The 26,310-nt window shown below is 70.9% G+C and carries 24 protein-coding genes and 2 pseudogenes; 12 read left to right on the top strand and 14 right to left on the bottom strand.

The annotated features are described in order from the left end of the window. Nucleotides 1-2: 2 nt before the first annotated feature. From G3I78_RS10490 to G3I78_RS10480, 3 genes are read right to left on the bottom strand one after another with little or no spacing between them, the layout of a single operon-like run. Nucleotides 3-1,205 (bottom strand): thiolase family protein, encoded by a 1,203-nt coding sequence (locus G3I78_RS10490; protein WP_164422729.1) that lies wholly within the window; start codon nt 1,203-1,205, stop codon nt 3-5. Further along, nucleotides 1,202-1,846, bottom strand: coding sequence for a CoA transferase subunit B (locus tag G3I78_RS10485; RefSeq protein ID WP_164422727.1), 645 nt, complete (start codon nt 1,844-1,846; stop codon nt 1,202-1,204). Before G3I78_RS10485 ends, G3I78_RS10490 begins: the two co-directional genes overlap by 4 nt. Further along, entirely contained in the window at nt 1,846-2,628 is a 783-nt protein-coding gene (locus tag G3I78_RS10480; RefSeq protein ID WP_164422725.1) for a CoA transferase subunit A, read from the bottom strand. Before G3I78_RS10480 ends, G3I78_RS10485 begins: the two co-directional genes overlap by 1 nt. Nucleotides 2,629-2,784: 156 nt before the next feature. On the opposite strand from G3I78_RS10480, the gene G3I78_RS10475 reads away from it, so the two are divergent. Further along, a complete protein-coding gene (locus tag G3I78_RS10475) occupies nt 2,785-3,249 on the top strand; it encodes a MarR family transcriptional regulator (protein ID WP_164422723.1) in 465 nt (154 codons plus the stop codon). Nucleotides 3,250-3,331: 82 nt separating this feature from the next. On the opposite strand, the gene G3I78_RS10470 is transcribed toward G3I78_RS10475, so the two are convergent. Beyond that, nucleotides 3,332-4,324, bottom strand: a complete 993-nt coding sequence (locus G3I78_RS10470) for a DUF3048 domain-containing protein (RefSeq protein WP_164422722.1) — start codon at nt 4,322-4,324, stop codon at nt 3,332-3,334. 203 nt (nt 4,325-4,527) lie between these two features. On the opposite strand from G3I78_RS10470, the pseudogene G3I78_RS10465 reads away from it, so the two are divergent. Next, a pseudogene (locus G3I78_RS10465) lies at nt 4,528-5,537 on the top strand (zinc-binding dehydrogenase). A gap of 9 nt (nt 5,538-5,546) precedes the next feature. On the opposite strand, the gene G3I78_RS10460 reads toward G3I78_RS10465, so the two are convergent. Next, the gene (locus tag G3I78_RS10460) at nt 5,547-6,608 is read right to left on the bottom strand and encodes an ATP-dependent DNA ligase (protein ID WP_164422720.1); all 1,062 of its coding nucleotides are present in this window, start codon (nt 6,606-6,608) and stop codon (nt 5,547-5,549) included. 74 nt (nt 6,609-6,682) lie between these two features. Between G3I78_RS10460 and ligD the strand changes: the two genes are divergently transcribed. Then, nucleotides 6,683-7,699: a non-homologous end-joining DNA ligase gene (gene ligD, locus G3I78_RS10455; RefSeq protein WP_164422718.1), complete on the top strand. Its 1,017-nt coding sequence runs from the start codon at nt 6,683-6,685 to the stop codon at nt 7,697-7,699. 15 nt (nt 7,700-7,714) lie between these two features. On the opposite strand, the gene G3I78_RS10450 is transcribed toward ligD, so the two are convergent. Both G3I78_RS10450 and G3I78_RS10445 read right to left on the bottom strand, forming a co-directional pair. Further along, nucleotides 7,715-9,865, bottom strand: a complete 2,151-nt coding sequence (locus G3I78_RS10450) for a family 16 glycoside hydrolase (RefSeq protein ID WP_164423105.1) — start codon at nt 9,863-9,865, stop codon at nt 7,715-7,717. 56 nt (nt 9,866-9,921) lie between these two features. Next, nucleotides 9,922-12,417, bottom strand: coding sequence for a ThuA domain-containing protein (locus G3I78_RS10445; RefSeq protein WP_203614737.1), 2,496 nt, complete (start codon nt 12,415-12,417; stop codon nt 9,922-9,924). Between the two features lie 189 nt (nt 12,418-12,606). Between G3I78_RS10445 and G3I78_RS10440 the strand changes: the two genes are divergently transcribed. From G3I78_RS10440 to G3I78_RS10430, 3 genes are all read left to right on the top strand, one after another. Continuing rightward, a complete protein-coding gene (locus G3I78_RS10440) occupies nt 12,607-13,587 on the top strand; it encodes a multicopper oxidase domain-containing protein (protein ID WP_164422714.1) in 981 nt (326 codons plus the stop codon). A gap of 14 nt (nt 13,588-13,601) precedes the next feature. After that, nucleotides 13,602-14,516: an ornithine cyclodeaminase family protein gene (locus tag G3I78_RS10435; protein ID WP_164422712.1), complete on the top strand. Its 915-nt coding sequence runs from the start codon at nt 13,602-13,604 to the stop codon at nt 14,514-14,516. 126 nt (nt 14,517-14,642) lie between these two features. Beyond that, complete coding sequence (locus G3I78_RS10430) at nt 14,643-15,677, top strand: LacI family DNA-binding transcriptional regulator (protein ID WP_164422710.1); 1,035 nt, start codon at nt 14,643-14,645, stop codon at nt 15,675-15,677. Nucleotides 15,678-15,714: 37 nt separating this feature from the next. On the opposite strand, the gene G3I78_RS10425 is transcribed toward G3I78_RS10430, so the two are convergent. Next, nucleotides 15,715-16,506, bottom strand: coding sequence for a VOC family protein (locus G3I78_RS10425; protein ID WP_164422708.1), 792 nt, complete (start codon nt 16,504-16,506; stop codon nt 15,715-15,717). A gap of 307 nt (nt 16,507-16,813) precedes the next feature. Between G3I78_RS10425 and G3I78_RS10420 the strand changes: the two genes are divergently transcribed. Further along, complete coding sequence (locus tag G3I78_RS10420; protein WP_203614736.1) at nt 16,814-17,068, top strand: WhiB family transcriptional regulator; 255 nt, start codon at nt 16,814-16,816, stop codon at nt 17,066-17,068. Nucleotides 17,069-17,137: 69 nt separating this feature from the next. Here the strand turns inward: G3I78_RS10420 and G3I78_RS10415 are convergent, their stop codons facing one another. The 3 genes from G3I78_RS10415 to G3I78_RS10405 form a co-directional block, all read right to left on the bottom strand. Further along, a complete protein-coding gene (locus G3I78_RS10415) occupies nt 17,138-18,115 on the bottom strand; it encodes an acyl-ACP desaturase (RefSeq protein ID WP_164422706.1) in 978 nt (325 codons plus the stop codon). A 204-nt stretch (nt 18,116-18,319) separates the two neighbouring features. After that, the gene (gene ddaH / locus G3I78_RS10410) at nt 18,320-19,096 is read right to left on the bottom strand and encodes a dimethylargininase (protein ID WP_164422705.1); all 777 of its coding nucleotides are present in this window, start codon (nt 19,094-19,096) and stop codon (nt 18,320-18,322) included. A gap of 129 nt (nt 19,097-19,225) precedes the next feature. After that, nucleotides 19,226-19,696 carry a DUF6194 family protein gene (locus G3I78_RS10405; protein ID WP_164423101.1) on the bottom strand — a complete coding sequence of 157 codons (471 nt, stop codon included), beginning with the start codon at nt 19,694-19,696 and terminating at the stop codon, nt 19,226-19,228. 34 nt (nt 19,697-19,730) lie between these two features. Here G3I78_RS10405 and G3I78_RS10400 point away from each other — a divergent pair, with 34 nt between their 5' ends. Continuing rightward, nucleotides 19,731-20,447 carry a MerR family transcriptional regulator gene (locus G3I78_RS10400; RefSeq protein WP_343243706.1) on the top strand — a complete coding sequence of 239 codons (717 nt, stop codon included), beginning with the start codon at nt 19,731-19,733 and terminating at the stop codon, nt 20,445-20,447. Here G3I78_RS10400 and G3I78_RS10395 read toward each other — a convergent pair. After that, nucleotides 20,416-22,038 (bottom strand): ABC-F family ATP-binding cassette domain-containing protein, encoded by a 1,623-nt coding sequence (locus G3I78_RS10395; protein ID WP_164422701.1) that lies wholly within the window; start codon nt 22,036-22,038, stop codon nt 20,416-20,418. The two genes, G3I78_RS10400 and G3I78_RS10395, sit on opposite strands and share 32 nt — an antisense overlap. 292 nt (nt 22,039-22,330) lie before the next feature. Between G3I78_RS10395 and G3I78_RS10390 the strand changes: the two genes are divergently transcribed. After that, nucleotides 22,331-23,011, top strand: a complete 681-nt coding sequence (locus G3I78_RS10390) for a GPP34 family phosphoprotein (protein ID WP_164422700.1) — start codon at nt 22,331-22,333, stop codon at nt 23,009-23,011. 145 nt (nt 23,012-23,156) lie between these two features. Here G3I78_RS10390 and G3I78_RS10385 read toward each other — a convergent pair whose 3' ends face one another. Further along, nucleotides 23,157-23,573 carry an SsgA family sporulation/cell division regulator gene (locus G3I78_RS10385; protein ID WP_164422698.1) on the bottom strand — a complete coding sequence of 139 codons (417 nt, stop codon included), beginning with the start codon at nt 23,571-23,573 and terminating at the stop codon, nt 23,157-23,159. Between the two features lie 290 nt (nt 23,574-23,863). Here G3I78_RS10385 and G3I78_RS10380 point away from each other — a divergent pair, with 290 nt between their 5' ends. Together G3I78_RS10380 and G3I78_RS10375 are read left to right on the top strand one after the other, a co-directional pair. After that, nucleotides 23,864-24,931, top strand: coding sequence for an oxidoreductase (locus G3I78_RS10380; RefSeq protein WP_164422696.1), 1,068 nt, complete (start codon nt 23,864-23,866; stop codon nt 24,929-24,931). Between the two features lie 49 nt (nt 24,932-24,980). Next, on the top strand, nt 24,981-25,310 hold the full coding sequence (locus tag G3I78_RS10375; RefSeq protein WP_164422693.1) for a plasmid stabilization protein: 330 nt from the start codon (nt 24,981-24,983) through the stop codon (nt 25,308-25,310). A 19-nt stretch (nt 25,311-25,329) separates the two neighbouring features. Here the strand turns inward: G3I78_RS10375 and G3I78_RS10370 are convergent. Further along, a pseudogene (locus G3I78_RS10370) lies at nt 25,330-25,503 on the bottom strand (YciI family protein); the annotation flags it as partial. A gap of 42 nt (nt 25,504-25,545) precedes the next feature. Between G3I78_RS10370 and G3I78_RS10365 the strand changes: the two are divergent. After that, nucleotides 25,546-26,271: an endonuclease V gene (locus G3I78_RS10365; protein WP_164422691.1), complete on the top strand. Its 726-nt coding sequence runs from the start codon at nt 25,546-25,548 to the stop codon at nt 26,269-26,271. The last annotated feature ends 39 nt before the right edge of the window (nt 26,272-26,310 follow it).

The raw sequence follows: 26,310 nt of genomic DNA, 5'->3' as shown, positions 1-26,310 counted from the left end.
CGTTAGCGTTCGAGGACGAGGGCGAGTCCCTGGCCGACACCGATGCACAGCGTGGCCACTCCGACTCCACTGCCCCTGCGCGCCAGTTGATGCGCCACCGTTCCGGCCAGCCGCGCCCCGGACGCTCCCAGCGGATGCCCGAGCGCGATCGCGCCGCCCTGCGGGTTGAGGATCGCCGGGTCGAACTCGGGCCACTCGGCGACACATCCGAGGACCTGTGCGGCGAAGGCCTCGTTCAGCTCCAGCACTGACACATCGTCAAATCCCTTGCCGGCCTTGGCGAGCGCGCGGTTGACGGCTCCGACGGGGGCGAGCCCGAAGTAGTGCGGGTCGAGCGCGTCGACCCCCGTGGCGGAGATCCGGGCCAGCGGCTCGCGGCCCGTCGCCGCGAGACCTTCGTCGTCCACCAACAGCAGGGCCGCGGCACCGTCGTTGAGCGGGGACGCGTTGCCCGCGGTGACGGTCCCGCCCTCGTCGCGGAACGACGGCCTGAGCTTCGCCATCGCCTCCGCCGACGCGTCCGGGCGTACGCATTCGTCCGCGTCGAGGACGAGGGGCTCACCCTTGCGCCGCGGGATCGACACCGGCGCGAGCTCGGGGTCGAACAGGCCCGCCGCCTGTGCCGCGGTCGCCTTGCGGTGCGAGGCCAGCGCGAACTCGTCCTGCTGCTCCCGGCTGATCTTGTGCTTCTCCGCGATCAGTTCCGCCGACTCGCCCAGCGGGATCGTCCACTGCGGGTCCATCCGCGGGTTGACCATCCGCCAGCCCAGCGTGGTCGAGTACAGCTCGGTGTGCCCGGCGGGGAACGGCCTGTCGGACTTGGGCAGCACGTAGGGCGCCCGCGTCATCGACTCCACACCGCCCGCCACGGCTACGGAGGCGTCCCCGACCGCGATGGCCCGGGCCGCCTGGATCACCGCCTCCAGGCCCGACGCGCACAGCCGGTTCACGGTCACACCCGGCACCGACGTCGGCAGCCCCGCGAGCAGCGCGGCCATGCGGCCCACGTTGCGGTTCTCCTCGCCCGCGCCGTTGGCGTTGCCGAAGTAGACGTCCTCGATCCGCGCCGGGTCCAGGTCGGGCGTACGGGCGAGGAGTTCACGGATCGCGTGTGCGCCCAGGTCGTCCGGGCGGACGGCGGCGAGGGAGCCGTTGTAGCGGCCGACCGGGGTGCGGACCGCGTCGACGATGTAGACGTTCCTCACTTCAGACCCTCCGCGACACTCACCTTGGCGTCGGTCCTGGCGGTGATCTCCTCGACGCTCACGCCCGGCGCGGTCTCGACGAGCAGCAGGCCGTCCTCGGTGACGTCCAGGACGCCGAGGTCGGTGATGATCCGGTTCACGCACGCCTTGCCGGTCAGTGGCAGCGCGCACTCGGTGAGGATCTTCGGGGAGCCGTCCTTCGCGGTGTGGGTCATCACCACGATGACCGTCCGGGCGCCGTGCACCAGGTCCATCGCCCCGCCGATCCCGGTGATCATCTTGCCGGGGATGGCCCAGTTGGCCAGGTCGCCGGTCTCGGACACCTGCATGGCGCCCAGTACGGCGACGTCGATGTGACCGCCCCGGATCATCCCGAAGGACAGCGCGGAGTCGAAGAAGGACGCCCCCGGCAGCACGGTGACGGTCTCCTTGCCCGCGTTGATCAGATCGGGGTCGACCTGGTCCTCGGTGGGGTAGGGGCCGGTGCCCAGGATGCCGTTCTCGGACTCGAGGACGACCTCGACGCCCTCGGGGAGGTAGTTCGGGATCAGTGTCGGCAGACCGATGCCGAGGTTGACGTACTGACCGTCCTGAAGCTCGCGCGCGGCCCGCGCGGCCATCTCTTCCCGCTTCCAAGCCACTACCGGTCCACCGTCCCTCGTGCCGCAGGCGCGGACGTCGTGCGCTGCTCGATCTGCTTGTCCTTCGCCTGTTCCGGGGTCAGCGCGATCACCCGCTGCACGAAGATCCCCGGCAGGTGCACCGCGTCCGGGTCGATCTCGCCGGGCTCCACCAGCTCCTCCACCTCGGCGATCGTCACGCGACCCGCCATCGCGGCGAGGGGGTTGAAGTTCCGGGTGGACCGGTTGAAGACCAGGTTCCCGTGCCGGTCCCCGCGAGCCGCCCGCACCAGCGCGAAGTCGGTGCGGATGCCGTGCTCCAGGACGTACTCCACGCCGTCGAACTCGCGCACCTCCTTCGGCGGCGAGGCGAGGGCGACGCCGCCCTGGCCGTCGTAGCGCCAGGGGAGTCCGCCGTCGGCGACCTGGGTGCCCACCCCGGCCGGGGTGAAGAAGGCGGGGATACCGGCGCCGCCCGCCCGCAGCCGCTCGGCGAGCGTGCCCTGCGGGATCATCTCGACCTCCAGCTCACCGGCCAGGTACTGGCGGGCGAACTCCTTGTTGGCGCCGATGTAGGAGCCTGTGACGCGGGCGATCCGCCCGGCCGCGAGCAGGACCGCGAGGCCGGACTCCATCGCCCCGCAGTTGTTGGAGACCACCTTCAGCGCGCCGGTGCCCTGCTCGTAGAGGGCCTGGATGAGCACGTTCGGCACACCGCTCAGTCCGAAACCGCCCACCGCGAGCGACGAGCCCGGGGTCACGTCGGCCACCGCCTCCCGGGCTGTGGCGACCACCTTGTCCATCCGTGGAACCCCATCTCTCCAATTGCTCAGTGCACTGAGTACTTCAGCGAGGTTCCTCTTAAGCTGCCACTGTGGCAACCTGTCGTCAAGACTCACTGTTCTTCAGTGCACCAACCAATATGCGGTGCACCGTCCAAGACGACCGGGGGAGCGCACATGGCCGCGGTGGACCTGACCACCCATCCCGGGCACCTCGCCCGGCGGCTCCAGCAGGCCCACTACCTGCTGTGGAACACGATGGTCTCCGAGGAGATCACCTCGCCGCAGTTCGCGGTCCTGAACGCGCTCGTCGCCGAGCCGGGACTCGACCAGCGCACGGTGGGGGAGCGGGTGGGGCTCGACCGGTCCACCATCGCCGAGGTGATCAGCCGGCTGGGCCGGCGCGGGCTGCTGGACAAGGTCCGCGACCCGCAGGACGGCCGCCGTTTCCTGCTGCGCCTGACCGAGGACGGGGTGCGCACCCACCGCAAGCTGACCGTGCGCACGGCCCGGATGAACCAGGTCTTCCTGGCCCCGCTCTCCGCCGACGAGCAGAGTGTGTTCTTCGACCTGATCCGCCGGGTCTCGGACGCGGCGGAGGGGCTCCGCAACCCGGCGGAGCCCCTGGCCGCGCAGTCGTGAGCCGCTACGAGGCAGCGCAGTCATGAGCCGCTACGAGGCAGCGCAGTCGTGAGCCGCCACGAGGCCTTGCGGTGGTGAGCCGCTACGACGCCTTCGCGAACACGACCCACACCTGGCCCTTGGCGAAGTTCACGGGCGCGCCGTCCTTGGTGGTGAACTCCGTGCCGTCGGTGGCCTTGGGCCGCTTCCAGTTCACGTCGTAGGCGCGGCCGTCGCGCAGCACCTTCGCCCGGCCCGAGCCCACCGTCTGCGTGTACGGCGTGTTGTTGCCGAGGAAGTCGTGGAAGGCGGACGGGCGCACCTTCACGTACTGCACGACGACCGTGGCCGGCGCCAGCCGCTTCCCGTCCGACGTCGTGTCCGGTCTGCCGTCCATCGAGACCAGCCAGCGCCGACGGCTCTCGGACCAGCTGAAGGTGAAGCGGGCGGCCGGGTAGCGGACCGTCTCCGAGGTGTCCCTGGTGCCGCCGGCGGGCGCGGCGCCGTAGCGGAAGCCGGTGGTCAGCGCCGCCGCGCCCGGGGTGGTGGGCATCAGGCGCTTCGGGCGCACATAGAGGTTGTGCGGCGAGGCCTTGTCGCTGCCGCGGAAGTAGGCGTCGGACGCCTGCTCCGGGGTCCTGGCGTCCAGCGGCGCCCGGTTGATCAGGGGCATCAGCTTGCGCTGGGCGCCGGAGAAGGCGAGCGTCGGGTCGTCGAACTGGCGCAGCAGCTCCAGGTCGGACTCACGGGCGCTGCGCACCGGGCCGACAGTCTTCGGCAGCCGGGTCGCGAACACCGCCATCAGACGGCTGAGACCGCCCTCGACCTGCTCGGCGTAGACGATGTCCGCCGAGTCGATGCCGGCCTGCGGCCGTGCCGCCCGGACGTTGTCGATCTTCACGGCGAGCAGCGCGGGACGGTCGGCCGCCCGGCTCTGTCCGGACGCGCTCGGTTCCGAGGTGTGCAGCTGTCCGCGGCCGTCGTCGGCCGGGACGCGGGGGGTACCCGCTCCCGTGCAGCCCGCGGCGAAAAGGCCCGTGGCGGTCAGCAGCACCGCCGCCGTACGGACGCGTCGTGTGCGCGTCCCGTGTCCCATACCCACCATGCCCGCCGTACCACCCGTCTCGTGTTATCGATTGTGCGCTTATAAGTTCATTGGTGCCCATACCCGTCTGTTTCTGATTAGTCGCGTCGAGTAGGCCGAACGGCCCTGGGACACGGTTCGGCGGACGCGCCCCGGGTCCCCGGGGCGCCGACCCCAGGACCCACACGCGGACGTGACGGAGGGAGCGCCCGGCGATGAAGGCAGTCACCTGGCAGGGCAGGCGGGACGTACGTGCACCTTTACGAGGTGCTCACCCCGTTCATGACACCGGGCGACATCCTCATCGCCTGCGGCAACTGCTGGATGTGCGTGACCGGGCTGCCGACCCAGTGCGAGACCGCCCAGGTCACCAGCGCGGGCATGGGCGCCGCCCTGTTCGGCTGCACCCGGCTCTACGGCTCCGTCCCGGGCGTTCAGGCCGAGTATCTGCGCGTCCCGCAGGCGCAGTTCGGGCCCATCAAGGTCCCGGAGGGTCCGCCCGACGACCGCTTCGTCCACCTCTCCGACGTCCTGCCCACCCCCTGGCAGGCCGTCGCCTACGCCGACGTCCCCGAGGGCGGCTCCGTCGCGGTGCTCGGACTCGGGCCCATCGGCGACATGGCGTGCCGGGTCGCCCAGGTGCGCGGCGCCGGGCGCGTCTTCGGTGTGGACCTGGTGACGGAGCGGCTGCGGCGGGCCCGCGCGTGGGGCGTGGAGACGTACGACCTCAGGAGCTTCGACAGCGAGAAGGAGCTGGTCCGGGCGATCCGCGACGAGACCGACGGACGCGGCCCGGACGCCGTGATCGACGCGGTCGGCACCGAGGCCCACGGCAGCGCCGCCGCCAGGCTCGCCCAGCAGGCCTCGGCGCTGCTGCCCCGAAGGCTGAGCGGACCGTTCGCCGAACGCTTCAGCGTCGACCGGCTGGCCGCCCTGCACACCGCCATCGAGCTGGTGCGGCGCGCTCTCCGTGACCGGGGTCTACGGCGGCATGGCGGACCCGCTGCCCCTGCTCACCCTGTTCGACAAGCAGATCCAGATCCGGATGGGCCAGGCCAACGTGCGGCGCTGGAGCGACGAGATCATCCCGTTCCTGACGGACGAGGACCTGCTCGGAGTCGACGACTTCGCGACCCACCACGTGCCGCTGTCGGACGCCCCGCGCGCGTACGAGCTGTTCCAGAAGAAGCGGGACGGGATGGTCAAGGTGCTGATGAAGCCGTAGACCCGCGGCTCAGCCCAGGATCTCGTCCAGGTCGTACCGCACCGGCTCCTCCAGCTGCGCGTACGTGCAGCTCTCCGGGGTCCGGTCGGGGCGCCAGCGGCGGAAGCGGGCGGTGTGGCGGAACCGTACGCCGTTCTCCATGTGGTCGTACGCCACCTCGGCCACCCGCTCCGGTCTGAGCGGCACCCACGACAGGTCCTTCTTGCCCGACCAGCGGCTCGGCGCCCCGGGCAGCCGGGCGCTCTCGTGCGCGGCCTCCTCCGCCCAGGCCGCCCACGGGTGCCCGGACGCGTCCGCCATGCGCAGCGGCTCCAGCTCGTCGATCAGCTCGGCGCGCCGCTTCATCGGGAACGCGGCGGACACCCCGACATGCTGGAGCGTGCCCTTGTCGTCGTGGAGGCCGAGCAGCAGGGAGCCGACGATCGGGCCGCTCTTGTGCAGCCGGTAGCCCGCCACCACCACGTCCGCCGTGCGCTCGTGCTTGATCTTGAACATGGCGCGCTCGTCCTGGAGATAGCGCAGGGTCAGCGGCTTCGCGATGACCCCGTCCAGACCCGCGCCCTCGTACTGCTCGAACCACCGCTGGGCCACGTCGATGTCGGTCGTCGCCGGCGCGAGGTGCACCGGGGCCGAGACCCCGGACAGGGCCGTCGTCAGCAGCTGCCTGCGGTCGGTCAGCGGGACGTCCAGCAGGGACTCATCCTGGAGTGACAGCAGGTCGAAGGCGACGAAGGAGGCCGGTGTCCGCTCGGCCAGCGTCCGCACCCGGGAGGCCGCCGGATGGATCCGCTCGGTCAGCGCGTCGAAGTCCAGCCGTCCCTCCCGCGCGATCACGATCTCCCCGTCCATCACGCACCGCTCGGGCAGCCGCTCCCGCAGCGCCTCGACCAGCTCGGGAAAGTACCTGGTCAGCGGCTTTCCGGTACGACTGCCCAGCTCGACCTCGGCGCCGTCGCGGAACACGATCGCCCGGAACCCGTCCCACTTCGCCTCGTAGTGCATGCCCGGCGGGATCTTCGCCACCGACTTGGCGAGCATGGGCTTCACAGGGGGCATCACCGGCAGATCCATGGACCTGATTCTGCTGGGCGGTGCTGCTTTTCGCCTGATATGCGAGCTTCGCTCCACGGGCCTACCGTGGCCGCATGGGTGACGCGGTGGAACTGGAGGCGGGCGGCCGGACGGTACGGCTGTCCAGCCCGGACAAGATCTTCTTCCCGGAGCGCGGCTTCACCAAGCTGGACCTCGCCCGCTACTACCAGTCCGTCGCCCCGGGCATCCTGCGCGCCCTGCGCAACCGCCCCACCACCCTGGAGCGCTACCCGGACGGGGTGACCGGCGAGAACTTCTTCCAGAAACGGGCGCCCAAGAACATGCCCGACTGGATCCCGACCGCGCACATCACCTTCCCCAGCGGCCGCAGCGCCGACGAGATGTGCCCCACCGAGGAGGCCGCGGTCCTGTGGGCCGCCCAGTACGGCACCCTCACCTTCCACCCCTGGCCGGTCCGCCGCGACGACGTGGACAGCCCCGACGAACTCCGTATCGACCTGGACCCGCAGCCCGGCACGGACTACGACGACGCGGTGCGCGCCGCCTTCGAACTCCGGGACGTGCTGGAGGAGTTCGGCGGCCTGAAGGGCTGGCCCAAGACCTCCGGCGGACGCGGACTGCATGTCTTCGTGCCCATCGAACCGCGCTGGACCTTCACCCAGGTGCGGCGGGCCGCCATCGCGGTCGGGCGGGAGATGGAACGCCGGATGCCGGACCGCGTCACCATCAAGTGGTGGAAGGAGGAGCGCGGCGAGCGCATCTTCATCGACTACAACCAGACGGCCCGCGACCGCACGATCGCCTCCGCCTATTCCGTACGGCCCCGCCCGCACGCCCCCGTCTCCGCGCCGCTGCGCTGGGAGGAGGTCGGTGAGGCGCACCCCCAGGACTTCGACATCGCGACCATGCCCGCGCGCTTCGCCGAACTCGGCGACGTGCACGCGGACATGGACGATCACGCTTTCTCCCTTGAGCACCTGCTGGAACTCGCCCGCAAGGACGAGCACGACCACGGGCTGGGCGATCTGCCGTACCCGCCCGAGTATCCGAAGATGCCGGGGGAGCCCAAGCGGGTACAGCCGAGCCGCGCCAAGAAGCAGTCCTCGTAGGGGTTGGGGGCTTCTCTACAGCTCCTTGATCCTGACGTCCTGGTACGACACCACGTCCGTCGTGCTGTGCACCTGGAGTCCGATGTAGCCGGAGGCGAACCGCCGTCCGTCCGTGCCCGGGTCGTCCGAGCGGGGCGGGTAGAAGTCCTGGCCGCCGATGTTGTCGAACTCGTTGATCAGCACGCCGTTGCGGTAGACCGAGTAGTGCTGGTCGACCACACGGATCTCGTAGTCGTTCCACGTGCCCTTCTGGGTGACGCCGGCACCGGCGAGCCCCACCCGGTCGAAGCCGTAGACCGACCCGGTCTTGTACATGTCGCCGTCCGGCCGGTCGAACACCTGCACCTCGTGGCCGTACTCGATGGCGACCCACTCGGGCCGGGACTCCTCCGGGTGGTCGTGGACCCACGGGAACCGCACGAACACACCGGAGTTGGCGTTCCCGGTGCCCGGGGCGTCGTCCCGCCACTGGAGCTTGAGCGAGAAGTCGCCGTACTTGCGCTCCGGGAACCAGAGCATGCCGAGCCCTTGCCTCGTGGTGCCGCTGGTGATCGTCCCGTCGCCGTTCGGTGCGAACGAACCGCCGCCCACCTGCTGCCACTTGGCGAAGGAGGCCGCGCTGCCGTCCAGGATCGTGCGGTAGCCGTCGGTCTGTCCGGGCTTGCCGATCCCGGACTCACGGGCCGCCGCGTCGATGGCGTCGTACTCGCGCTCGTCGATGACACCTTCCCGGAAGAGCTTGTCGAGGACGGTCTTCACGTGCTTGAGGAACAGCGCGTGGGACGTCCACTCCTTCTCGTCCTCGATCAACTCGTTGATCCGGCACCGGCTGTTGGTGATCCGGTTGGGCACCCCGGAGTCGACCGTGCCGACGATCACCGTCAACCGCTCGTCCAACTCGGCGCAGTTGGGCGCCGGCACCTGACTGGACACTACGGTGAAGGTCACCGTGCGCGCCGCCGCGGTGTTGCCCGCCTTGTCCGTCGCCCGGTACGCGAGGGTGTGGGTGCCCGCCCGGTCGACGACCACCGGAGCGGTGTACGCCAGATAGGGCCCGGCGTCGATCGAGTACTCGACACCGGAGACACCCGAACCACCCTCGTCCGTGGCGCTCACGGTCACCTTGGCGTTGCCCACGTACGCCCCGTCGGAGTTGCGGGTGCCGTCCACGGTCACGCCGGTCACCGGCGGGGTGGTGTCCTGCGGCGGCGCCGCGACCACCGTGAACCGCACGCTCTTCTCGGCGGCCACGTTGCCCGCCTTGTCGGTCGCCCGGTAGCGCACGGTGTGGTCGCCGAGCTGGTGCACCATCACGGGCATGGTGTACGGCTGCCAACTCCCGCTGTTCACCGCGTACTCGATGGTGTTGACCCCGCTGCCGGTGTCGGAGGCCGACACGGTCACCGTGGCCATGTCGACGTACGTGCCGTCCGGATTCCGCTCGCCGCTCACCGTCGCCGAGGTGTCCGGCGGGACGGCGTCGTCGGAGGGCGGCGGGACGACGGTGAACCGGACGCTCTTCTCGGCGGCGACGTTGCCCGCCTTGTCGACGGCCCGGTAGCGCACCTCGTGGTCGCCTGCCTGGTCGACTACGACCGGCGCGGTGTACGGCTGCCAGGCGCCCGTGTCCCCGAGCGCGTACTCGATCCGGTCGACGCCGGAACCGCCGCTCTCGTCGGTCGCCGTGACCGCCACGCTCGCCGAACCGACGTACTGGCCCTGCGCGTTCTGCGCGCCGGTCACCTGGGCCGCCGTGGCGGGCGCGGTGGTGTCCTCGCCGGTGCCCTCGGTCACCACGAGGATGCCCTGCATCTGGCCGTGGCCCGGGATCGTGCAGTGGTAGAAGTACCGGCCCGGGGTGAGCGTGACCTCGGCGGTGTGGCGGCCGCCCATGTCGTCGTTCGGGTTGGCGAGGATGTTGAGCTGGACGTCGTCGTTGAACTCGGGGTCGCTGGTCACGAACGTCAACGTGTGCGGCATACCGGTGGTGTTGCCGGTGGCCGTGCTGTTCTCGAAGACGATCGTGGCCGTGCCCGCGACGGCGGTCGTCGGCACCGAGTTGTACTTGGTGATGTCGTCGCCGGCGGTCCAGGTGAGTGTCTGGGCCGCGGCGGCCGGGGCCGCTTCGGGGCGGGCCGAGGAGGTCGACTGGAGGCCGAGCATCATCAGCAGCGCGGCCAACAGGACGGTCAGGGCTCTTCGTTGTCGTGTGAGTCGGCGTTTCACTGCGCCCCCCTTGCCAGCTGTCCGGCGGCCGGAGTGGGTCCGCCGCCCTTGTAAGTGACCCGCCACAGCGCCGACTTGGCGTCCGAGGTGAAGAAGCCGCGCCCGTAGTCGAGGACGTACAGCGCGCCGTCCGGACCGAACTTCCAGTCCATGAGGTTCTTGATGCCGTCGTTGCCGATCGGCACGATCTTCTTCAGCGACTCGGAGTGCACGGGCAGTCCGCCGTCGCCGTGGGTCTTGGGATCGGTGATGACCGCGTTGCGCGGCTGGTCGGCGTCGTAGAAGTCGCCGACGAACCACTTGCCGTCCCAGTAGGAGGGCCACTTGGCCGTGCTCGGGCTGCTGGTGTCGTAGCGGTAGACCGGCCCGTTCATCGCCGCCTGGCCGCCGCCCTTGAGCCACGGCAGCAGGTACTTGGCCTCCGCCTGCTTGTAGGACGGGATGCCGTTCGCGTCCCTGGGGTAGTCCGGGGCGCCGCCCTGGGGCGAGTACCAGATGTTGTTGCCCGTCACCGGCGGGAGGTTCACCAGGCCGTCGTTGTTGGGCGACTCGTTCTTCGGGTGGTCGCAGTCGTACCAGCCGAGCGGCTGGTCCGGGTTGGGCAGGTTGCGGTCCCGGTAGGGCTGCTTGTTGCCCATGCAGTAGGGCCAACCCCGGTTGCTCGCCTTGGTGATGACGGCGAACGTGTCGTACTTGGCCGGGCCCCAGGTCGTCGACGGCGAGCCGGCGTCCGGGCCGACCCAGCCGGCGTAGAGGACGTCGGTCTTCCTGTCGACGAAGATGCGCGCCGGGTTCCTGACGCCCATCACATAGATCTCGCCACGGGTCTTGCCACCGCCCTCGGCGGTCTCCTTGCCGGTGAACAGGTTCCCCTCGGGCAGCGTGTAGGTCCCGTCGGCCTCCGGGTGGATGCGCAGGATCTTGCCGTTGAGGTTGTTGGTGTTGCCCGCGGTGCGGCGCGCGTCCGCGAAGGAGACGCCCTTGTAGTTCGGCTGTGGGTTGTTGCCGGAGTAACCGCCGCTGAAGCCACTGGAGTTGTTGTCACCGGTCGCGATGTACAGGTTGCCCTTGGAGTCCCAGGACATCCCGCCGCCCGCGTGACAGCAACTGTGCACCTGCACCGGCCACTTGAGCAGCACCTTCTCGCTGTTCAGGTCCAGCTTGTTCGTCGCGAGGTCGAGCGTGAAGCGGGAGACCCGCCGCTCGGCCATCTGGGTGTCCCGGTTGAGCCGAGAGTGCGGGGTGTAGTGCAGATACACCCAGCCGTTCTCCTCGAAGCGCGGGTCGAGCTCGATGCCGAGCAGCCCCTCCTCGACCTTGACCAGCTCGTCGCCGCCGCCCTTGTTGCCGAAGACGGTCAACTCGCCCGCCAGGGTGACCTTCTTGGTCGCCGGGTCGTAGACGTGGATCTCGCCCTTGCCCTTGCCGATGTCCGGGTTGTTCCAGTCGGTCACCACCGGCTGGGAGGAGTCGGCGCCGCCCCGGCCGATGTACAGGACCCGCCCGTCGGGCGCGGTGACCAGGCCGTGCGGTTCGCCTATCTGGTCGTTCCGGCCCGCCTGGTTGGGCTGGGTGAGGCGCTCCGCCTGGTAGTTGCCGTTGATCGTCGCCTTGCAGTCGGCCTGTACCAGCCGTGAGGTCCACAGCAGCGCGCCGCGCAGATGGGCGCGGAAGTCGGTCTCGTCGTAGGAGGAGGCCGTGCCGCCCATACCGGTGTAGAAGGACCGGCCGCCGTCGTAGTCCCGGCACCAACTCACCGGGTGGTCCCAGCCGTTGGCGCTGGCGCCGGGCTGGTAGGTCGACTCGCGCACCCGGGCCACGGTGTGCACCTCGCCGGACGGGTTCTTCGTCCAGTTGAACCACTGGTCGGGGCGCTTCCACTGCACCGGCAGGTCCTTGGTCGCCGGATGCTGACGGTCGCCGACCTCGACGGTGGCCCGCTGTACGGCCGTTGGACTGGAGGCGGCCGGGCGGGCCCCGACGAGGCCTGTGAACCAGTCGGAGTACGGCTCGGCGCGGGCCGCGTCATGGATGCCGACGAAACCGCCGCCCGCCTCCATGTACGCCTCCAGACCGGCCTCCTGGTCGGGATCGAGGACATCGCCGCCGCCGGTCAGGAAGACGATCGCGTTGTAACTCCCCAGCGCCTGCTCGTCGGTGAAGACCCTGGCGTCGTCGGTGGCCTCGGTCTCGAACCGCTGGTTCGCCGGGCCGGACAGCCCGATCCTCTCGACGGCGGCGATCCCGGCGTTGACGACCGGTGATTCCTCCCCGCCGGCCGCGGACCCGTAGAAGACCAGCACCCTCACATCTCCGCCGCCCGGTGGCGACTTGACGGACATCGTTGTCGCGGTCGGATCGGGAGCGGGCAGCGCGCCCGCCGCGGGTCCGGACATCAGCCCGGCGGCCAAGACCCCCGCGGTCACGGTGGCCGTCCACACCCGTCTTCTCGCGCTTCCTCCGCTTCTCGCGCTCAACCCTCGTAAGTGCATGGGCACCTCCTCGGTCACAGCAACAGCGCCAAGGAAGCTAGACCCCTTTGCCTCACCCGCCAATACCTATGACCGGGATCGCACAAACTTTGTCCTGAGTGTGGATAAACGGCTGCGGGCCCGGTACCGTCTCACAGGTTCATCACAGGTACGTCTCCGCAATATCCGTATCAGGGTGGGGAGTTCCGCATGGACGGACTCGACAGACGAGGCTTCAACCGACGCGTGCTGCTCGGCGGCGCGGCCGTCGCGACATCGTTGTCCATGGCGCCGGAGGCCCGGAGCGACCCGGGTCCGGCACAGATCGCTCCGCCCGGCGGTGAGGTCAGACGCATCAAGCTCTACGCCGAGAAGCTCGCCGACGGGCAGATGGGCTACGGCTTCGAGAAAGGCAAGGCGACGATCCCCGGGCCGCTCATCGAGCTCAACGAGGGCGACACCCTGCACATCGAGTTCGAGAACACCATGGACGTCAGGGCGAGCCTGCACGTCCACGGCCTCGACTATGAAGTCTCCAGCGACGGCACGAAGTTGAACAAGAGCGACGTAGAGCCCGGCGGTACCCGCACCTACACCTGGCGCACGCATGTGCCCGGCCGGCGCGGCGACGGGACCTGGCGGTCGGGCAGCGCGGGCTACTGGCACTACCACGACCACGTGGTCGGCACGGAACACGGAACGACCGGTATCCGCAAGGGCCTTTACGGCCCGGTGATCGTCCGCCGCAAGGGCGACGTGCTCCCGGACGCGACCCACACCATCGTCTTCAACGACATGCTCATCAACAACAAGCCGCCGCACTCCGGGCCCGACTTCGAGGCCACGGTGGGTGATCGGGTCGAGTTCGTGATGATCACGCACGGCGAGTACTACCACACCTTCCACATGCACGGTCACCGCTGGGCGGACAACCGCACCGGCATGCTCACCGGCCCCGACGACCCGAGCCAGGTCATCGACAACAAGATCGTGGGCCCGGCGGACTCCTTCGGCTTCCAGGTGATCGCGGGGGAGGGGGTGGGAGCGGGCGCGTGGATGTACCACTGCCATGTCCAGAGCCACTCCGACATGGGGATGGTGGGGCTGTTCCTGGTGAAGAAGACGGACGGCACGATTCCTGGGTATGAGCCGCATGAGCACGCCGGGCACACGGTGCAGCACCAGCACTGAGGAATCATGGGCGGGTGACTCTTCTCCTCACCCGCGGTGATCTGGAGTCGGTACTGGAGCCGGCGGCCTGTCTCGACATCCTCCGGGACGGCTTCCGGCACGCCGACGCCGTGTCCCGGACGGGCCGACGGGTGCGCACCGACCTGCCGTTCCCGGGCACGGCCACCGTGCTCATGCCCGGCCTGCTGCCCGGCGTCCCGGCCTACACGGTCAAGGCCAACGCCAAGTGCCCGGCTGCCCGGCCCGCCCTGCGCGGGGTGATCTGTCTGCACAGCGGCGCCGACGGAGAGCTGCTCGCCCTGCTGGACTCGGCGACGGTCACGGCGTGGCGGACGGGGCTCGCGGCGGCACTCGGCACACATCTGCTCGCCGGCCCCGGCTCGGTGGTGGGGGTGATCGGCGCCGGGGCGCAGGCCGAACTGACGCTACGGGGACTCGCGGCCCTACGACCCCGCGGCGGCCTGTTCGTCCACGACACGTCCCCCGACCGTGCCGTCGAGTTCGCCGCACGGCATGGCGGCCAGGTCCTGGCGTCCGCGCCGGAGATCGCCGGGGCCGCCGACATCGTGCTGGCGGCGACCTGGTCGCGACAGCCCCTGCTGAGCCTGGCGGACACGCGCCCGGGCCAACACTTCACGAGCCTGGGCGTGGACGAACCGGGCAAGGCCGAACTGGCCGCCGATCTCCTGGAATCGGCCCTGCTGGTGGTCGACGACCGCGAACTCGCCGCGAGCGCGGGTTTGCCGACCCCCGCCGACACCACCTTGGCCGAGGTGCTGCGGGGTGAACACCCGGGCCGTACCCGGGACACCGACCGCACGGTGTACTCACCCGTGGGCCTGCCCTGGCAGGACCTCGCTCTCGCCTGGACGGCGTACGAACGGGCCGAGCGGGAGGGGGTGGGCCGGCGCGTGGACCTGCTGGCCTGAGCAGGCCGCTCCGGCGCCGCTTCCTCCAGGACCCGGCGAGAGCGCTCTCACCCGGCGAGAGCGCTCTCACAACACCCCCGACCCGGCGTTATCCTGATCCGCACCCCGCCGACGAGGAGCCCCGAAGTGACCGACACAGCGCCGCGTCCCACTCTGGAGGCCGTGGCGGCCCGGGCCGGTGTTTCGAGGGCGACCGTCTCGAGGGTGGTGAACGGCGGGGACGGGGTGCGGGAGCCGCTGGTGGAGCGGGTGCGCAGGGCTGTCGACGAGCTCGGGTACGTGCCCAATCAGGCCGCTCGCAGCCTGGTGACCCGGCGGCACGGCGCGGTCGCCGTGGTCGTCGCCGAGCCGGAGACCCGGGTCTTCGCCGACCCCTTCTTCGCACTGCAACTCCGAGGCATCAGCAAGGAGTTGACGGCACACGACAACCAGCTCGTACTGCTGCTCACCGAGGGGCGGGACGATCACGCCCGAGTGGGCCGGTATCTGGCCGGAGGGCATGTCGACGGCGCCCTGGTCTTCTCGCTGCACCTCGACGATCCGCTGCCCGGCCTGATCCAACGGGCCGGTGTCCCCACGGTGTTCGGCGGGAGGCCCGGCTGGAGCGAGGGCAGCCGGGATGTCGTGTACGTCGACAGCGACAACCGCGGCGGCGCCCGGGAGGCCGTACGGCATCTCGTGGACCTCGGCCGCACCCGTGTCGCCCACATCACCGGCGCCCTCGACCAGACCTCCGCGGCGGACCGGCTCGAGGGCTACCGGGACGTCATGGGCGACGCCGCCCCGGAACTCGTCGTGCGGGGCGACTTCACCCCCGCCGGAGGGGAGCGGGCGATGCGGGAACTCCTCGACCGGTGCCCCGACGTGGACGCGGTGTTCGCCGCCAACGACCTCACCGCCTCCGGCGCCCTGCGCGTACTGCGCGAGCACGGGCGCCGGGTGCCCGAGGACGTGGCGGTGATCGGCTTCGACGACATGCTGCCGGTCGCCGAACAGACCGACCCGCCGCTGACGACGGTCCGTCAGGACATCGAGGAGATGGGCCGGTTGATGGCCCGCCTCCTCCTGCGGGACCTCGACGGAAGGAGCGGGAGGGGCGGAGGGGACGCACCTGCCGGTGTCGTCCTGCCGACCACTCTGGTCCGCCGCGCCTCTGCGTGACCTCCCGCCCCCGGCCCTGTCACTGTCCCCGCCCCTGTCACTGCCACTGCGGCTCGCTCTTGATCACCGCGAAGCGCGCGCCGTACGGGTCGGCGAGCTTGGCGATCCGGCCGACCCCCGGCACATCGGTCGCCGGCAGCCGTACCGCGCCGCCCAGCTCCCGCGCCTTCGCGACCGCCGCGTCCGTGTTGGTGACCTCGAAGTACGGCATCCAGTACGCCCCGGCCTCCGCCTCCAGCGGATCGTCGGCGAGCGGCACGATCCCGCCGAACATGCCGTCCTCGCTCTGTCCGTCCGGCAGCACGGTCGTATACGTGCCGCCGGGGAATTCGACGCCGTAGGTCTCCAGGCCGAGCGCCGCGCGGTAGAAGTACGCGGCCATCGGCAGGTCGGCGGTGTAGAGCTCGACCCAGCACAGCGAGCCCGGCTCCTGGGTGACGTCGAGCCCCTTGTTCCGCCCGGGCTGCCAGATGCCGAAGGAGACACCCGCCTTGTCGGCGAGGATCGCCATGCGGCCCTGGTCCATCACGTCCATGGGCTGCATCAGCACCGCGCCGTGCGCCTGCTCCGCCGCCTTCGCGGTGGCGTCCGCGTCCGGGGTCTGGAAGTACACGGTCCAGGACGGCGGACCCTGCTCCGGTGTGGTCTGCATACCGCCCGCCGCGGTCCGGCCGGCGAGCTGGAAGAAGCCGTAACCGCCGGCTTCGGGCGGGCCCGGCCGGAACTCCCAGCCGAACAGTCCGCCGTAGAAGGAAGTGGCGCCGTCGATGTCGGGGGTGCCGAGGTCGAGCCAGTTCGGAGCGCCGGTGACATAACGGGTGGTGAGCATCTTCGCCCTCCTCTGAAGGGTCCCGTTGCCTGCACTGCCGAGTCTTGCACCGCCCACTGACAATCGCCGCCAGAACGACCCCGAAGGCCTGTCCTCGAAGACCTGTCCCCGAAGGCCCGTCCGTGCAGACCCGTCCGTGAACGCCCGTCGCCGAAGATCCGTCCGCGAAGACCGGAGGAACCGTTTCCGCGCGCCGCCGTGCACGCCTGTGGCGTCAGGGGGACCATCGAGGCGGCCGGGGGCCATGAACGACGCCGTTGATCCGGCGTTGATCGAACGTTTTTCGCCGCCCGGCACGATCTCGACCATGCACATCGACACCATCACCCCGACCGACCTCGCCTGGCAGGCGCAGGCACTGTGTGCGCAGACCGGGGCGGACTTCTTCTTTCCCGAGCCGGGCAGCTCGGTCCGGGAGGCGAAGCGCATCTGCGGCATGTGCGAGATGCGCCCGGCCTGCCTCGACTACGCCCTGGCCAACGACGAACGCTTCGGCGTCTGGGGCGGCCTCTCCGAGAAGGAGCGGCTGGAGCTGCGGCGGCGGGACGTCCGCGACCACTGAGGGTCACTCCCATCGTCACGAACTACCGGCAAGCAACGCCTCGCACGGCCGGCCCGGCAGACCGGAGTGTCAGGCCCCCGCCCGAGCCGCCAGCCGCGCCTTGCGTGCCGCCAGCTTCTCGTCGAACTTCAGGGCCTCCGAGTCCAGGCCGCCCATGAACAGGCCGAGTTCGTCCTGCGCCTTCTGGCCCTCGGGGCCGAGGCCGTCGATCTCCATGACCTTCAGGAAGCGCAGGACGGGCTGGAGGACGTCGTCGTGGTGGATGCGCATGTTGTAGATCTCGCCGATCGCCATCTGCGCGGCGGCCCGCTCGAAGCCGGGCATGCCGTGGCCGGGCATCCGGAAGTTCACGATGACGTCGCGCACGGCCATCATCGTGAGGTCGGGCGCGAGCTCGAAGGCGGCCTTGAGGAGGTTGCGGTAGAAGACCATGTGGAGGTTCTCGTCGGTCGCGATGCGGGCCAGCATGCGGTCGCAGACCGGGTCACCGGACTGGTGGCCGGTGTTGCGGTGCGAGACGCGGGTCGCGAGCTCCTGGAAGGCGACGTAGGCCACCGAGTGCAGCATCGAGTGGCGGTTGTCCGACTCGAAGCCCTCGCTCATGTGGGCCATCCGGAACTCTTCCAGCTTGTCCGGGTCCACCGCGCGCGAGGCGAGCAGGTAGTCGCGCATCACGATGCCGTGCCGGCCCTCCTCGGCGGTCCAGCGGTGCACCCAGGTGCCCCAGGCGCCGTCCCGGCCGAAGAGCGAGGCGATCTCGTGGTGGTAGCTGGGGAGGTTGTCCTCGGTGAGGAGGTTCACGACCAGGGCGATCCGGCCGATCTCGGTGACCTTGGACTGCTCCTTGTCCCAGGCTTCGCCGTCCTCGAAGAAGCCGGGGAAGTTGCGGCCGTCGCCCCACGGCACGTACTCGTGAGGCATCCAGTCCTTGGTGACCTTCAGATGCCGGTTGAGTTCCTTCTCGACCACTTCCTCCAGCGCGTACAGCAGGCGCGCGTCGGTCCAGGCGGAGGACGGGCTGCCGAGGTGAGGGGAAGTGATCGTCACGGGTGCTCCAGGGGGACGCGAGACAGTGCGAGGGGATCGGCGAGCGGTGCCGAGAACCTACGGAATCGTAGGCTACGAAACCGTAGGTTACGAGACCGTAGGTTAAGTACGCCGTAAAGATCCCTGATCAGCGGGGTTCCGCGGGCATGACAAGGCATTCCGGAATCGCAGGTCCGGGGCCGTTGGAATGATGCGCTCACCCGATCAGGCGTACAGCTCCCGCAGTCGCACTGAGAGGCAAGTCACACAGCCTTCGAGCTTCTCGAACTCGCTGATGTCGACCGTCACCGGCTCGAATCCGAGGTCGGTGAGCAGCTCCGCCGTCTTGGGCGCGCTCGCCGCCATCAGCAGCTGGGGGCCGCCGAGCAGCACCACATGGGAGCCGGCCTCCTCGGGCACCGACAGGAAGCGCGGGAAGAGCGAGGGCCGGTCCACCTTGGGGATGTGCCCGATCACGGTCCCGTCGGGCAGCGCGGTGACCGCCGACTTCAGATGCAGCACCTTGCTCACCGGTACGGCGACCACCCGCGCCCCGAGCGGCTCGAACGCGGCCCGCAGCTGCTGGACGCCGGCCGCGTTGGTACGCCCGCCCCGGCCGACGTAGATCGTGTCGCCGACCTTGAGGACGTCACCGCCGTCCAGGGTGCCCGGTTCCCAGATCCAGTTCACCGAGCAGCCGAGGCGGGCCACGGCCTCCTCGACACCGATCGTCTCCTCGCGCCGGGATTCGGCGCCGGAGCGGGCGATCAGGGCGACGTTCTTGTACATGACCACGGTGTCCTCGACGAACACCGAGTCCGGGCAGTCGTCCTCCGGGTCCACCTCCACGGTCTCCCAGCCGTGCGCGCGCAGGGCCTCGACGTACGCCTCCCACTGTTCGAGCGCGAGATCGACGTCGACCTTCTCCCGCTCGACGTGCGTCACCAGACCTTCGGCGAGGCGCGGACCGGGGCGGCGGACGAGGGCCTTCTTGCTGGGCACGAGGGGACTCCGTATCGGCGGGACAGGGGCGGCGCCCGTGACGGGGGCCGGTCAGCCATCATGCAGCGCCGGTCCGTGTCGACAAAACCCCCGTGGTCAGGCTGTGGCCCTCCTGAGACGCGCCGCGGTTCACGCCCGCCGTCGCTCCGCACGCGCGCGTGCCGCCTCGTGGGCCTCCTTAAGCAGCCGTACGACCGTCTCCGTGGTCCGCTCGCCCGGATTCACCACGCAGATCCAGCCGAGGTCGCCGTACACCGGGTGCGGCAGCAGCACGTCGGCCGCCGCGAGGTCGTGCTCCGTGCCTACGGGGCCGGGGAGGCCGACGAGTCCGGGAAGCTCCGCACGGCCGACCTGGACGTTGACCCGCCAGCGGCCCGGCGGGTCGAGGCGAGAGGCGGTGTCGTCGGGGTAGTCCTTGGTGACGATCGTCCCGTACGGCTGTGTGTTCCTAGGCATCCGGCCGTCGGGGGCGTCATGGCCGTCGGGGGCGTAATAGAAGAAGGCGTCGCCCCACGCGATCTCCGGAGAGTCTCCACCCGGTCCCGGGACGACCACGAGGGCGCCGTCGAAGCCGCGCACGGTCGTGATGATCTGCTCCATACTCATGGTTCAAGCATCGGCTTCAAGTCCTTATGTGGGGTTGGCAGTGCGGACGGTCGAGGTCGCCGAGGAGTCCGGGTACTCGGTGCAGCAGGTGCGCGACCTGGAGCGGCTGGGGGTGATTCCGCCGGCCGTGCGCCAGGACAACGGCTACCGCGTCTACACCGCGACCCATGTGCACGCCCTGCGCGCGTACCGGGGTCTCGCCGGAGCCGTCGGGCCCGTCGAGGCCCGGCGGCTGCTCGCCGGGCTGTGGACGGCGACGATCTCCGAGGCCGCCGCCGCGGTCGACGAGGTCCACGTCAGGCTCGCGCGGGAACGCGAGGAGGCGCTGCGGGCCCAGCGGGCGCTCCAGGGCATCCGGGCCGAGGAGACGGGCCGGGACGACGACTCCATGACGATCACCCAGCTCGCGGAGGCGCTCGGCGTACGGTCCTCGACCCTGCGGTTCTGGGAGGAGGAGGGCCTCGTCCGCCCCGAGCGGGTGACGACCCTGCGCGCTCGTCGCTACGGCCTCCCGGCGATCAGGGCGGCACGTGTCGTCGCCGCCCTGCGCGCCGGCGGCTACGGCATTCCCGCCGTGCGCGAGATCATGGGCTCCCTGGACGACGCCGAGGGCCTGGAGGACGCCCGGCGCATCCTGCGGGTACGGCTCGACCGGATCGCCGCCCGGAGCGTCGAGTTGCTCCGGGCGGGCGCGGATCTGGCGGCCGTGATCGCTACGAGGCGGACACCACCTCCTCCGGGGTGACCTCGCGCAGCTCCCCGTCCAGCATCAGCCAGCGCGTGATGCCGATCGACTCCAGGAACGGCACGTCGTGGCCGGCCACGATCAGCGCCCCCTCGTACGACTCCAGGGCCGTCGTCAGCTGACGCACGCTCGCCATGTCGAGGTTGTTCGTCGGCTCGTCGAGCATCAGCAGCTGGGGCGCAGGCTCGGCCAGCATCAGCGCGGCGAGCGCGGCCCGGAAGCGTTCGCCGCCGGACAGCGTCGACGCCTGCTGGTCGGCCCGGGCACCCCGGAACAGGAAGCGCGCGAGCCGGGCCCGGACCCGGTTGTTGGTGGCGCCCGGCGCGAACCGGGCCACGTTCTCGGCCACGGTCAGATCGCCGTCCAGCACGTCCAGCCGCTGGGGCAGGAACCGGAGCGGGACATGGGCCACCGCCTCGCCCGACACCGGCGCCAGTTCCCCGGCGACCGTGCGCAGCAGCGTCGTCTTGCCCGCGCCGTTGCGCCCGATCAGCGCGACCCGCTCCGGGCCCCGCAGGTCGAGGCCGCCCGCAACCCGGGCGCCGTACGCGAGTTCCAGGTCCATGAGGGTCAGCACCGTACGGCCCGGCGGCACGGCCGTGTACGGCAGGTCGACGCGGATCTCGTCGTCGTCCCGTACGGCCTCCACCGCCTCGTCGAGCCGCTCCTTCGCCTCCGAGAGTCGCTCCTCGTGCATGATGCGGTGCTTGCCCGCGGACTCCTGGGCGGAGCGCTTGCGTGCCCCCATGACGATCTTCGGCTCGCGCTTCTGCTCGAACATCTTCTGCCCGTACCGCTTGCGGCGGGCCAACTTGACCTGGGCGTCCACCAGTTCGCGCTTCTGCTTGCGGAAGTCGGACTCGGCGACGCGGACCATCCGCTCCGCCGCCTCCTGTTCCACCGCGAGGGCGGCCTCGTAGGCGGAGAAGTTGCCGCCGTACCAGGTGACCTCGCCTGAGCGCAGATCGGCGATCTGGTCGACCAGGTCGAGGAGTTCACGGTCGTGGCTGACCACGACCATGACCCCCGGCCAGGAGGCGACGGCCGAGTACAGCCGCCTGCGGGCGTACAGGTCGAGGTTGTTGGTGGGTTCGTCGAGGAGCAGGACGTCCGGCCGGCGCAGCAGCAGCGCGGCCAGCCGCAGCAGCACCGACTCGCCGCCCGAGATCTCGCCGATCGTGCGGTCCAACTCGATGTGGCCGAGCCCGAGTTCGCCGAGGGTGGCGAGCGCGCGCTCCTCCACGTCCCAGTCGTCGCCGACCGTCTCGAAGTGTTCCTCGGCCACGTCGCCCGCCTCGATGGCGTGCAGGGCGGCCCGCCGCGCGGCGATGCCGAGCGCCTCGTCGACCCTCAGGGAGGTGTCGAGCGTGACGTTCTGCGGGAGGTGGCCGACCTCACCGGCGACGCGCACCGCGCCCTCGGCCGGGGCGAGTTCACCGGCGATCATCTTCAACAGGGTGGACTTCCCTGATCCGTTGACGCCGACGAGCCCGGTCCGGCCGGGGCCGAAGGAGACGTCGAGGCCCTCGAAGACGGGGGTGCCGTCGGGCCAGGAGAAGGCGAGGGTGGTGCAGGTGATGGAAGCAGACATGTGAGTCTCCGCGGTTGCTCGAAGCGAGAAGGGGCAAACGCGTATCGAGACACCTGCGACCGACGGAGAGGTCCCGGGGGCGAGGAGAAGGCCCGGTGCCGGGGAACGGCTCGTATGCCGAGGTCGCACGCAGCGCACACACCTCAGGTGTGTGACACGGTGTCTCAGGACCTCAGACGAGCAACGTCCTTCTCCGATCGACGGCAACAGAACCGTTCTGCAACGTACGAGGCGGCCGGAGGGCTGTCAACGGATTAACGCGGGCCCGCCCTCACCGCCCGAAGGAGACCCCGTGCCCCACGCCTCGCTCTCCCTGCCGGCCCGGCTCCATCTGGTCGCCTGGGACACCTCGAAGTCCGAGGTCACCGCCCAGGTGCCGCCGCTCGTGAGGACGGGCGCCCTCGTCGAGCTGGTCCGGCTGGGACTGCTCACCGACGACGACGGCATCGCCACGCCGGTCGACCTGGACGCGGAGACCGGGGACGCCGTCCTGGACGGGCTCCTCGAACTGGTCCGGGAGTCCCGGCCGCACGGGTGGGGGAGCTGGGTGACGCTGCACACCCGGATCACCCTGGACGCCGTACGCGAACAGCTCACCGCGGGCGGATATCTGCGGGCGCGCAAGAAGCGGGCCCTCGGGCTCTTCCCCACGGTCGACCACGACCTCGCCCGGCCGGCCGTCGCCGAGGCGCTCCAGGAGGAGGCCCGGCAGATCCTGTGGGGTCCGGTGCTCGCCGCGGAGGTCTCCGACCGGGACGCGGCCCTCGTGGCGCTCGCGACCGCGGCCGGGCTGCGCACGCTGCACGCGCGCGTGGGACCCGCCGGTGACGAGGCCCGAGACGAGGCCCATGACGAGGCCCGGGTCGAGGCGAGGGTGGAGGAGCTGATCGAACGCGGCGCTCAGAGGTCGCCGGTGCTGTGGGCCGTCGTGCGTGAGCTGCGGGCGGCGATGGCCGCGGCGGCGGGCGCCTGAAGGGGGCCTCGGGCCGCGCGGGAGCCGCCGGGCGCGGGGCCGCACGACGCGTCGGCGGACGGGCTCGGCACGGCGGGCTCACCGTCTGGCGGGAGCAGGCCGTCTGCCGGGAGCGGGACCGTCTGCCGGGAGTGGGCGGGACGCCTCACAGGGCGTCGCGCATCAGCTCCGCCAGGTCGTGGTCCAGGTCCAGCTGGAGGTGCTCGAGACCGGCCGGCACCAGGGTGTTCGTCGCCTCCAGGAAGCGGCGCAGCTCACCCGTGCGGACGTGCACCACGGCGGTGCCCTCGGGGGCGTGGAACTCCAGGACCGTGCGGTCGTAGCCGTACGGCCGCACCCGGACGTCGCCGTGGCCGTCGGGTTCCAGCAGGCCGGTGGTGAGGAGTTCGCGGCTGAAGGTCCAGCAGACCTCGACGCCCTCCAGGGTGGCCGGGGCCGGGAAGGTCATGCGCACGGCGAACGGATCGTCGCGGTCGTAGCGCAGGGTGGCGGGAATGCTCGGCATCCGCGGTGCCGCGGCGACGAGACGGGCCTCTACGGGCTGCTCGATGACGGTGGACAACGCCTTGCTCCCTTGTGACGGCTGGTTGGACTTCCGGGGGGATGGGACGGGCACTGGGAGAGACGTCGGAATGAGTCAATCCGTGTACACGAAAGTCGAGTGACCTCTGTCACCGTCTTCATGCACGGGTGTGACCCAGCCCGCCTCCCGTGCCCCGGGAGACACTTGTGGCGCCCCGCGCACCACCCGGCGGGCGGCCGAGGGCATCTGGACGGCGCCGGGAGCGTGGACTAGCTTCGCCCGCCATGAGGCGCTTGGGGAACACGCGAGGCAAGAGACGGACGGGCCCGATGAGCCGGACGATCGCCGTGGGGGCGGCCTGTGCGGCGGCGCTGGCCGTCCTGACCGCCGTACCGGCCGAGGCCCACGACCCGGACGGCCGGACACCGCACTGGGAGCTCAAGGACAGCGGCACGCCCGAGGTGCGGTTCCGGGGCCTGTCCGCCGTCAGCCGGGACACCGCCTGGCTGGCCGGTACCCAGGGCACCGTGCTGCGCACCACGAACGGCGGGGCGAGCTGGCGAAACGTCTCACCGCCGGGTGCCGGGGAGCTCCAGTTCCGGGACGTCGAGGCGTTCGACGCGCGCCGGGCCGTGGTGCTGGCCATCGGGGAGGGCGAGGCGTCCCGCGTGTACCGGACCGACGACGGCGGCGCGACCTGGACCGAGTCCTTCCGCAACACCGACGCCAAGGCCTTCTACGACTGCCTGACCTTCTTCGACCGCCGTCACGGCCTCGCCATGAGCGACCCGGTGGACGGGAAGTTCCGCATCCTGTCGACCTCCGACGGCGGCCGGTCCTGGAAGGTGCTGCCGAACAAGGGCATGCCGGCCGCGCTCGACGGCGAGGCGGGCTTCGCGGCGAGCGGCCAGTGCCTGGTCAGCTCGGGCCCGCGAGACGTCTGGCTGGCCACCGGCGGCGCCGCACGCGCGCGTGTACTGCACTCCGCCGACCGCGGCCTGACCTGGACAGCCTCCGACGCGCCGATCCCGGGAGGCGCGGCGGCCAAGGGCGTCTTCGGGCTCGCCTTCCGCGACCGCGCGCACGGACTCGCCGTCGGCGGCGACTACAACCTCGACCAGCCCTCCCCGCGCGCGGGCGCCCGCACCACCGACGCGGGCCGCACCTGGCGGCCCGCCGCCGCCCCGCCGCCCGGCTACCGCTCCGGAGTCGCCTGGCTCCCGCACAGCCGCGCCGCGGCCCTCGCGGTCGGCCCCACCGGCACGGACCTCACCACCGACGGCGGCCGCACCTGGCGGACCGTGGACACCGGCTCGTACGACACGGTGGACTGCACGGTCGACGGCGGCTGCTGGGCGGCCGGCGAGAAGGGGCGGGTGGCCCGTCTGGAGAAGTGAGCGGCGGAATGTGGGTACCCGGTCGCCGACGGCGAAAGGAGTGCCCACCATGCCGGCCGGTTCCAGTTCCAAGCGTGAACGCCAGTACGAACACATCAGGAAGAGCGCCGAGGACCGGGGCGAGAGCACCGGACGGGCCAAGGAGATCGCGGCCCGCACGGTCAACAAGGAGCGCGCCCGCTCCGGCGAGTCCAAGACCGCGAGCCGCACCTCGACCCAGGACATGTCGTCCGGCGAGAGGGGCGGCCGGCGGTCCGGGAAGGGCGCACAGGGCCCGACCTACGACCAGCTCTACGAGGAGGCCAGGCGCAAGGGCGTCAAGGGCCGCTCGGACATGAACAAGAGCCAGCTCCAGCGAGCGCTGGGCGGCAAGGGCTGACCCCTCAGCCGGGCGTCTCCCGGACCCGGTCCTCCGCGACGGCGAGGATCACCCCGCCCTCGCGGGGGCTCTTGGGCCCGGACGCCAGGAAGACCCCCTTGCCGTACCGCTCGTCCAGCCAGACGACATGCGCCGGCAGCACGATGTCCACGGCATCCAGGGGCGCGGTGCAGGTCAGCTCCAGTACGAACACGATCGCGAGCCCACGCCGTCCCGCCGTACCCTCGACCCCACCATGACGACCGTAGACATCCCCGCGGGCTGGCCCGCGACCGAGGAACAAGCACGCGCCGTCCAGGACGAGTTGAGGGCCCGGACGATCCTCGGTGAACTGGGGCCGCCGCCCGGCACCGGCCGGGTCACCGGGGTCGACGTGGCCTACGACGACGAGCGGGACGTCGTGGCGGCCGCGGCCGTCGTCCTGGACGCGGCGACCCTGGAGGTCGTCGCCGAGGCCACGGCCGTCGGGCGGATCTCCTTCCCGTACGTCCCCGGTCTGCTCGCCTTCCGCGAGATCCCCATGGTCCTGGCCGCCCTCGACGCCCTGCCGGAGCCGCCCGGCCTGGTCGTCTGCGACGGCTACGGCCGCGCCCACCCCCGCCGCTTCGGCCTCGCGAGCCACCTCGGCGTCCTCACCGGGCTGCCGACGATCGGTGTCGCCAAGAACCCGTTCACCTTCTCCTACGACGATCCCGGCGCCCAGCGCGGCGCGTGGGCGCCGCTCCTGGCGGGCGGCGAGGAGGTCGGCCGGGCCCTGCGCACCCGCGAGGCCGTGAAGCCGGTGTTCGTCTCCGTCGGCCACCGGGTGAGCCTCGACAACGCCTGCGCGCACACGCTCGCGCTCACCCCGGCCTACCGGCTGCCGGAGACCACCCGGCGGGCCGACGCGCTGTGCCGGAGGGCCCTGCGCGAGGCGACGGCACCGGGCGGTGCCGGGGCGGGTACTGAGTACGTCGTCTGAGTATCTGTACGGATGTGCGCGTCCCGGTGTGATCGGCAG

Source organism: Streptomyces sp. SID13726, assembly GCF_010548375.1.
In the GTDB taxonomy this organism is placed as follows: domain Bacteria; phylum Actinomycetota; class Actinomycetes; order Streptomycetales; family Streptomycetaceae; genus Streptomyces.
This window is presented reverse-complemented; position numbering and strand designations above follow the sequence as displayed.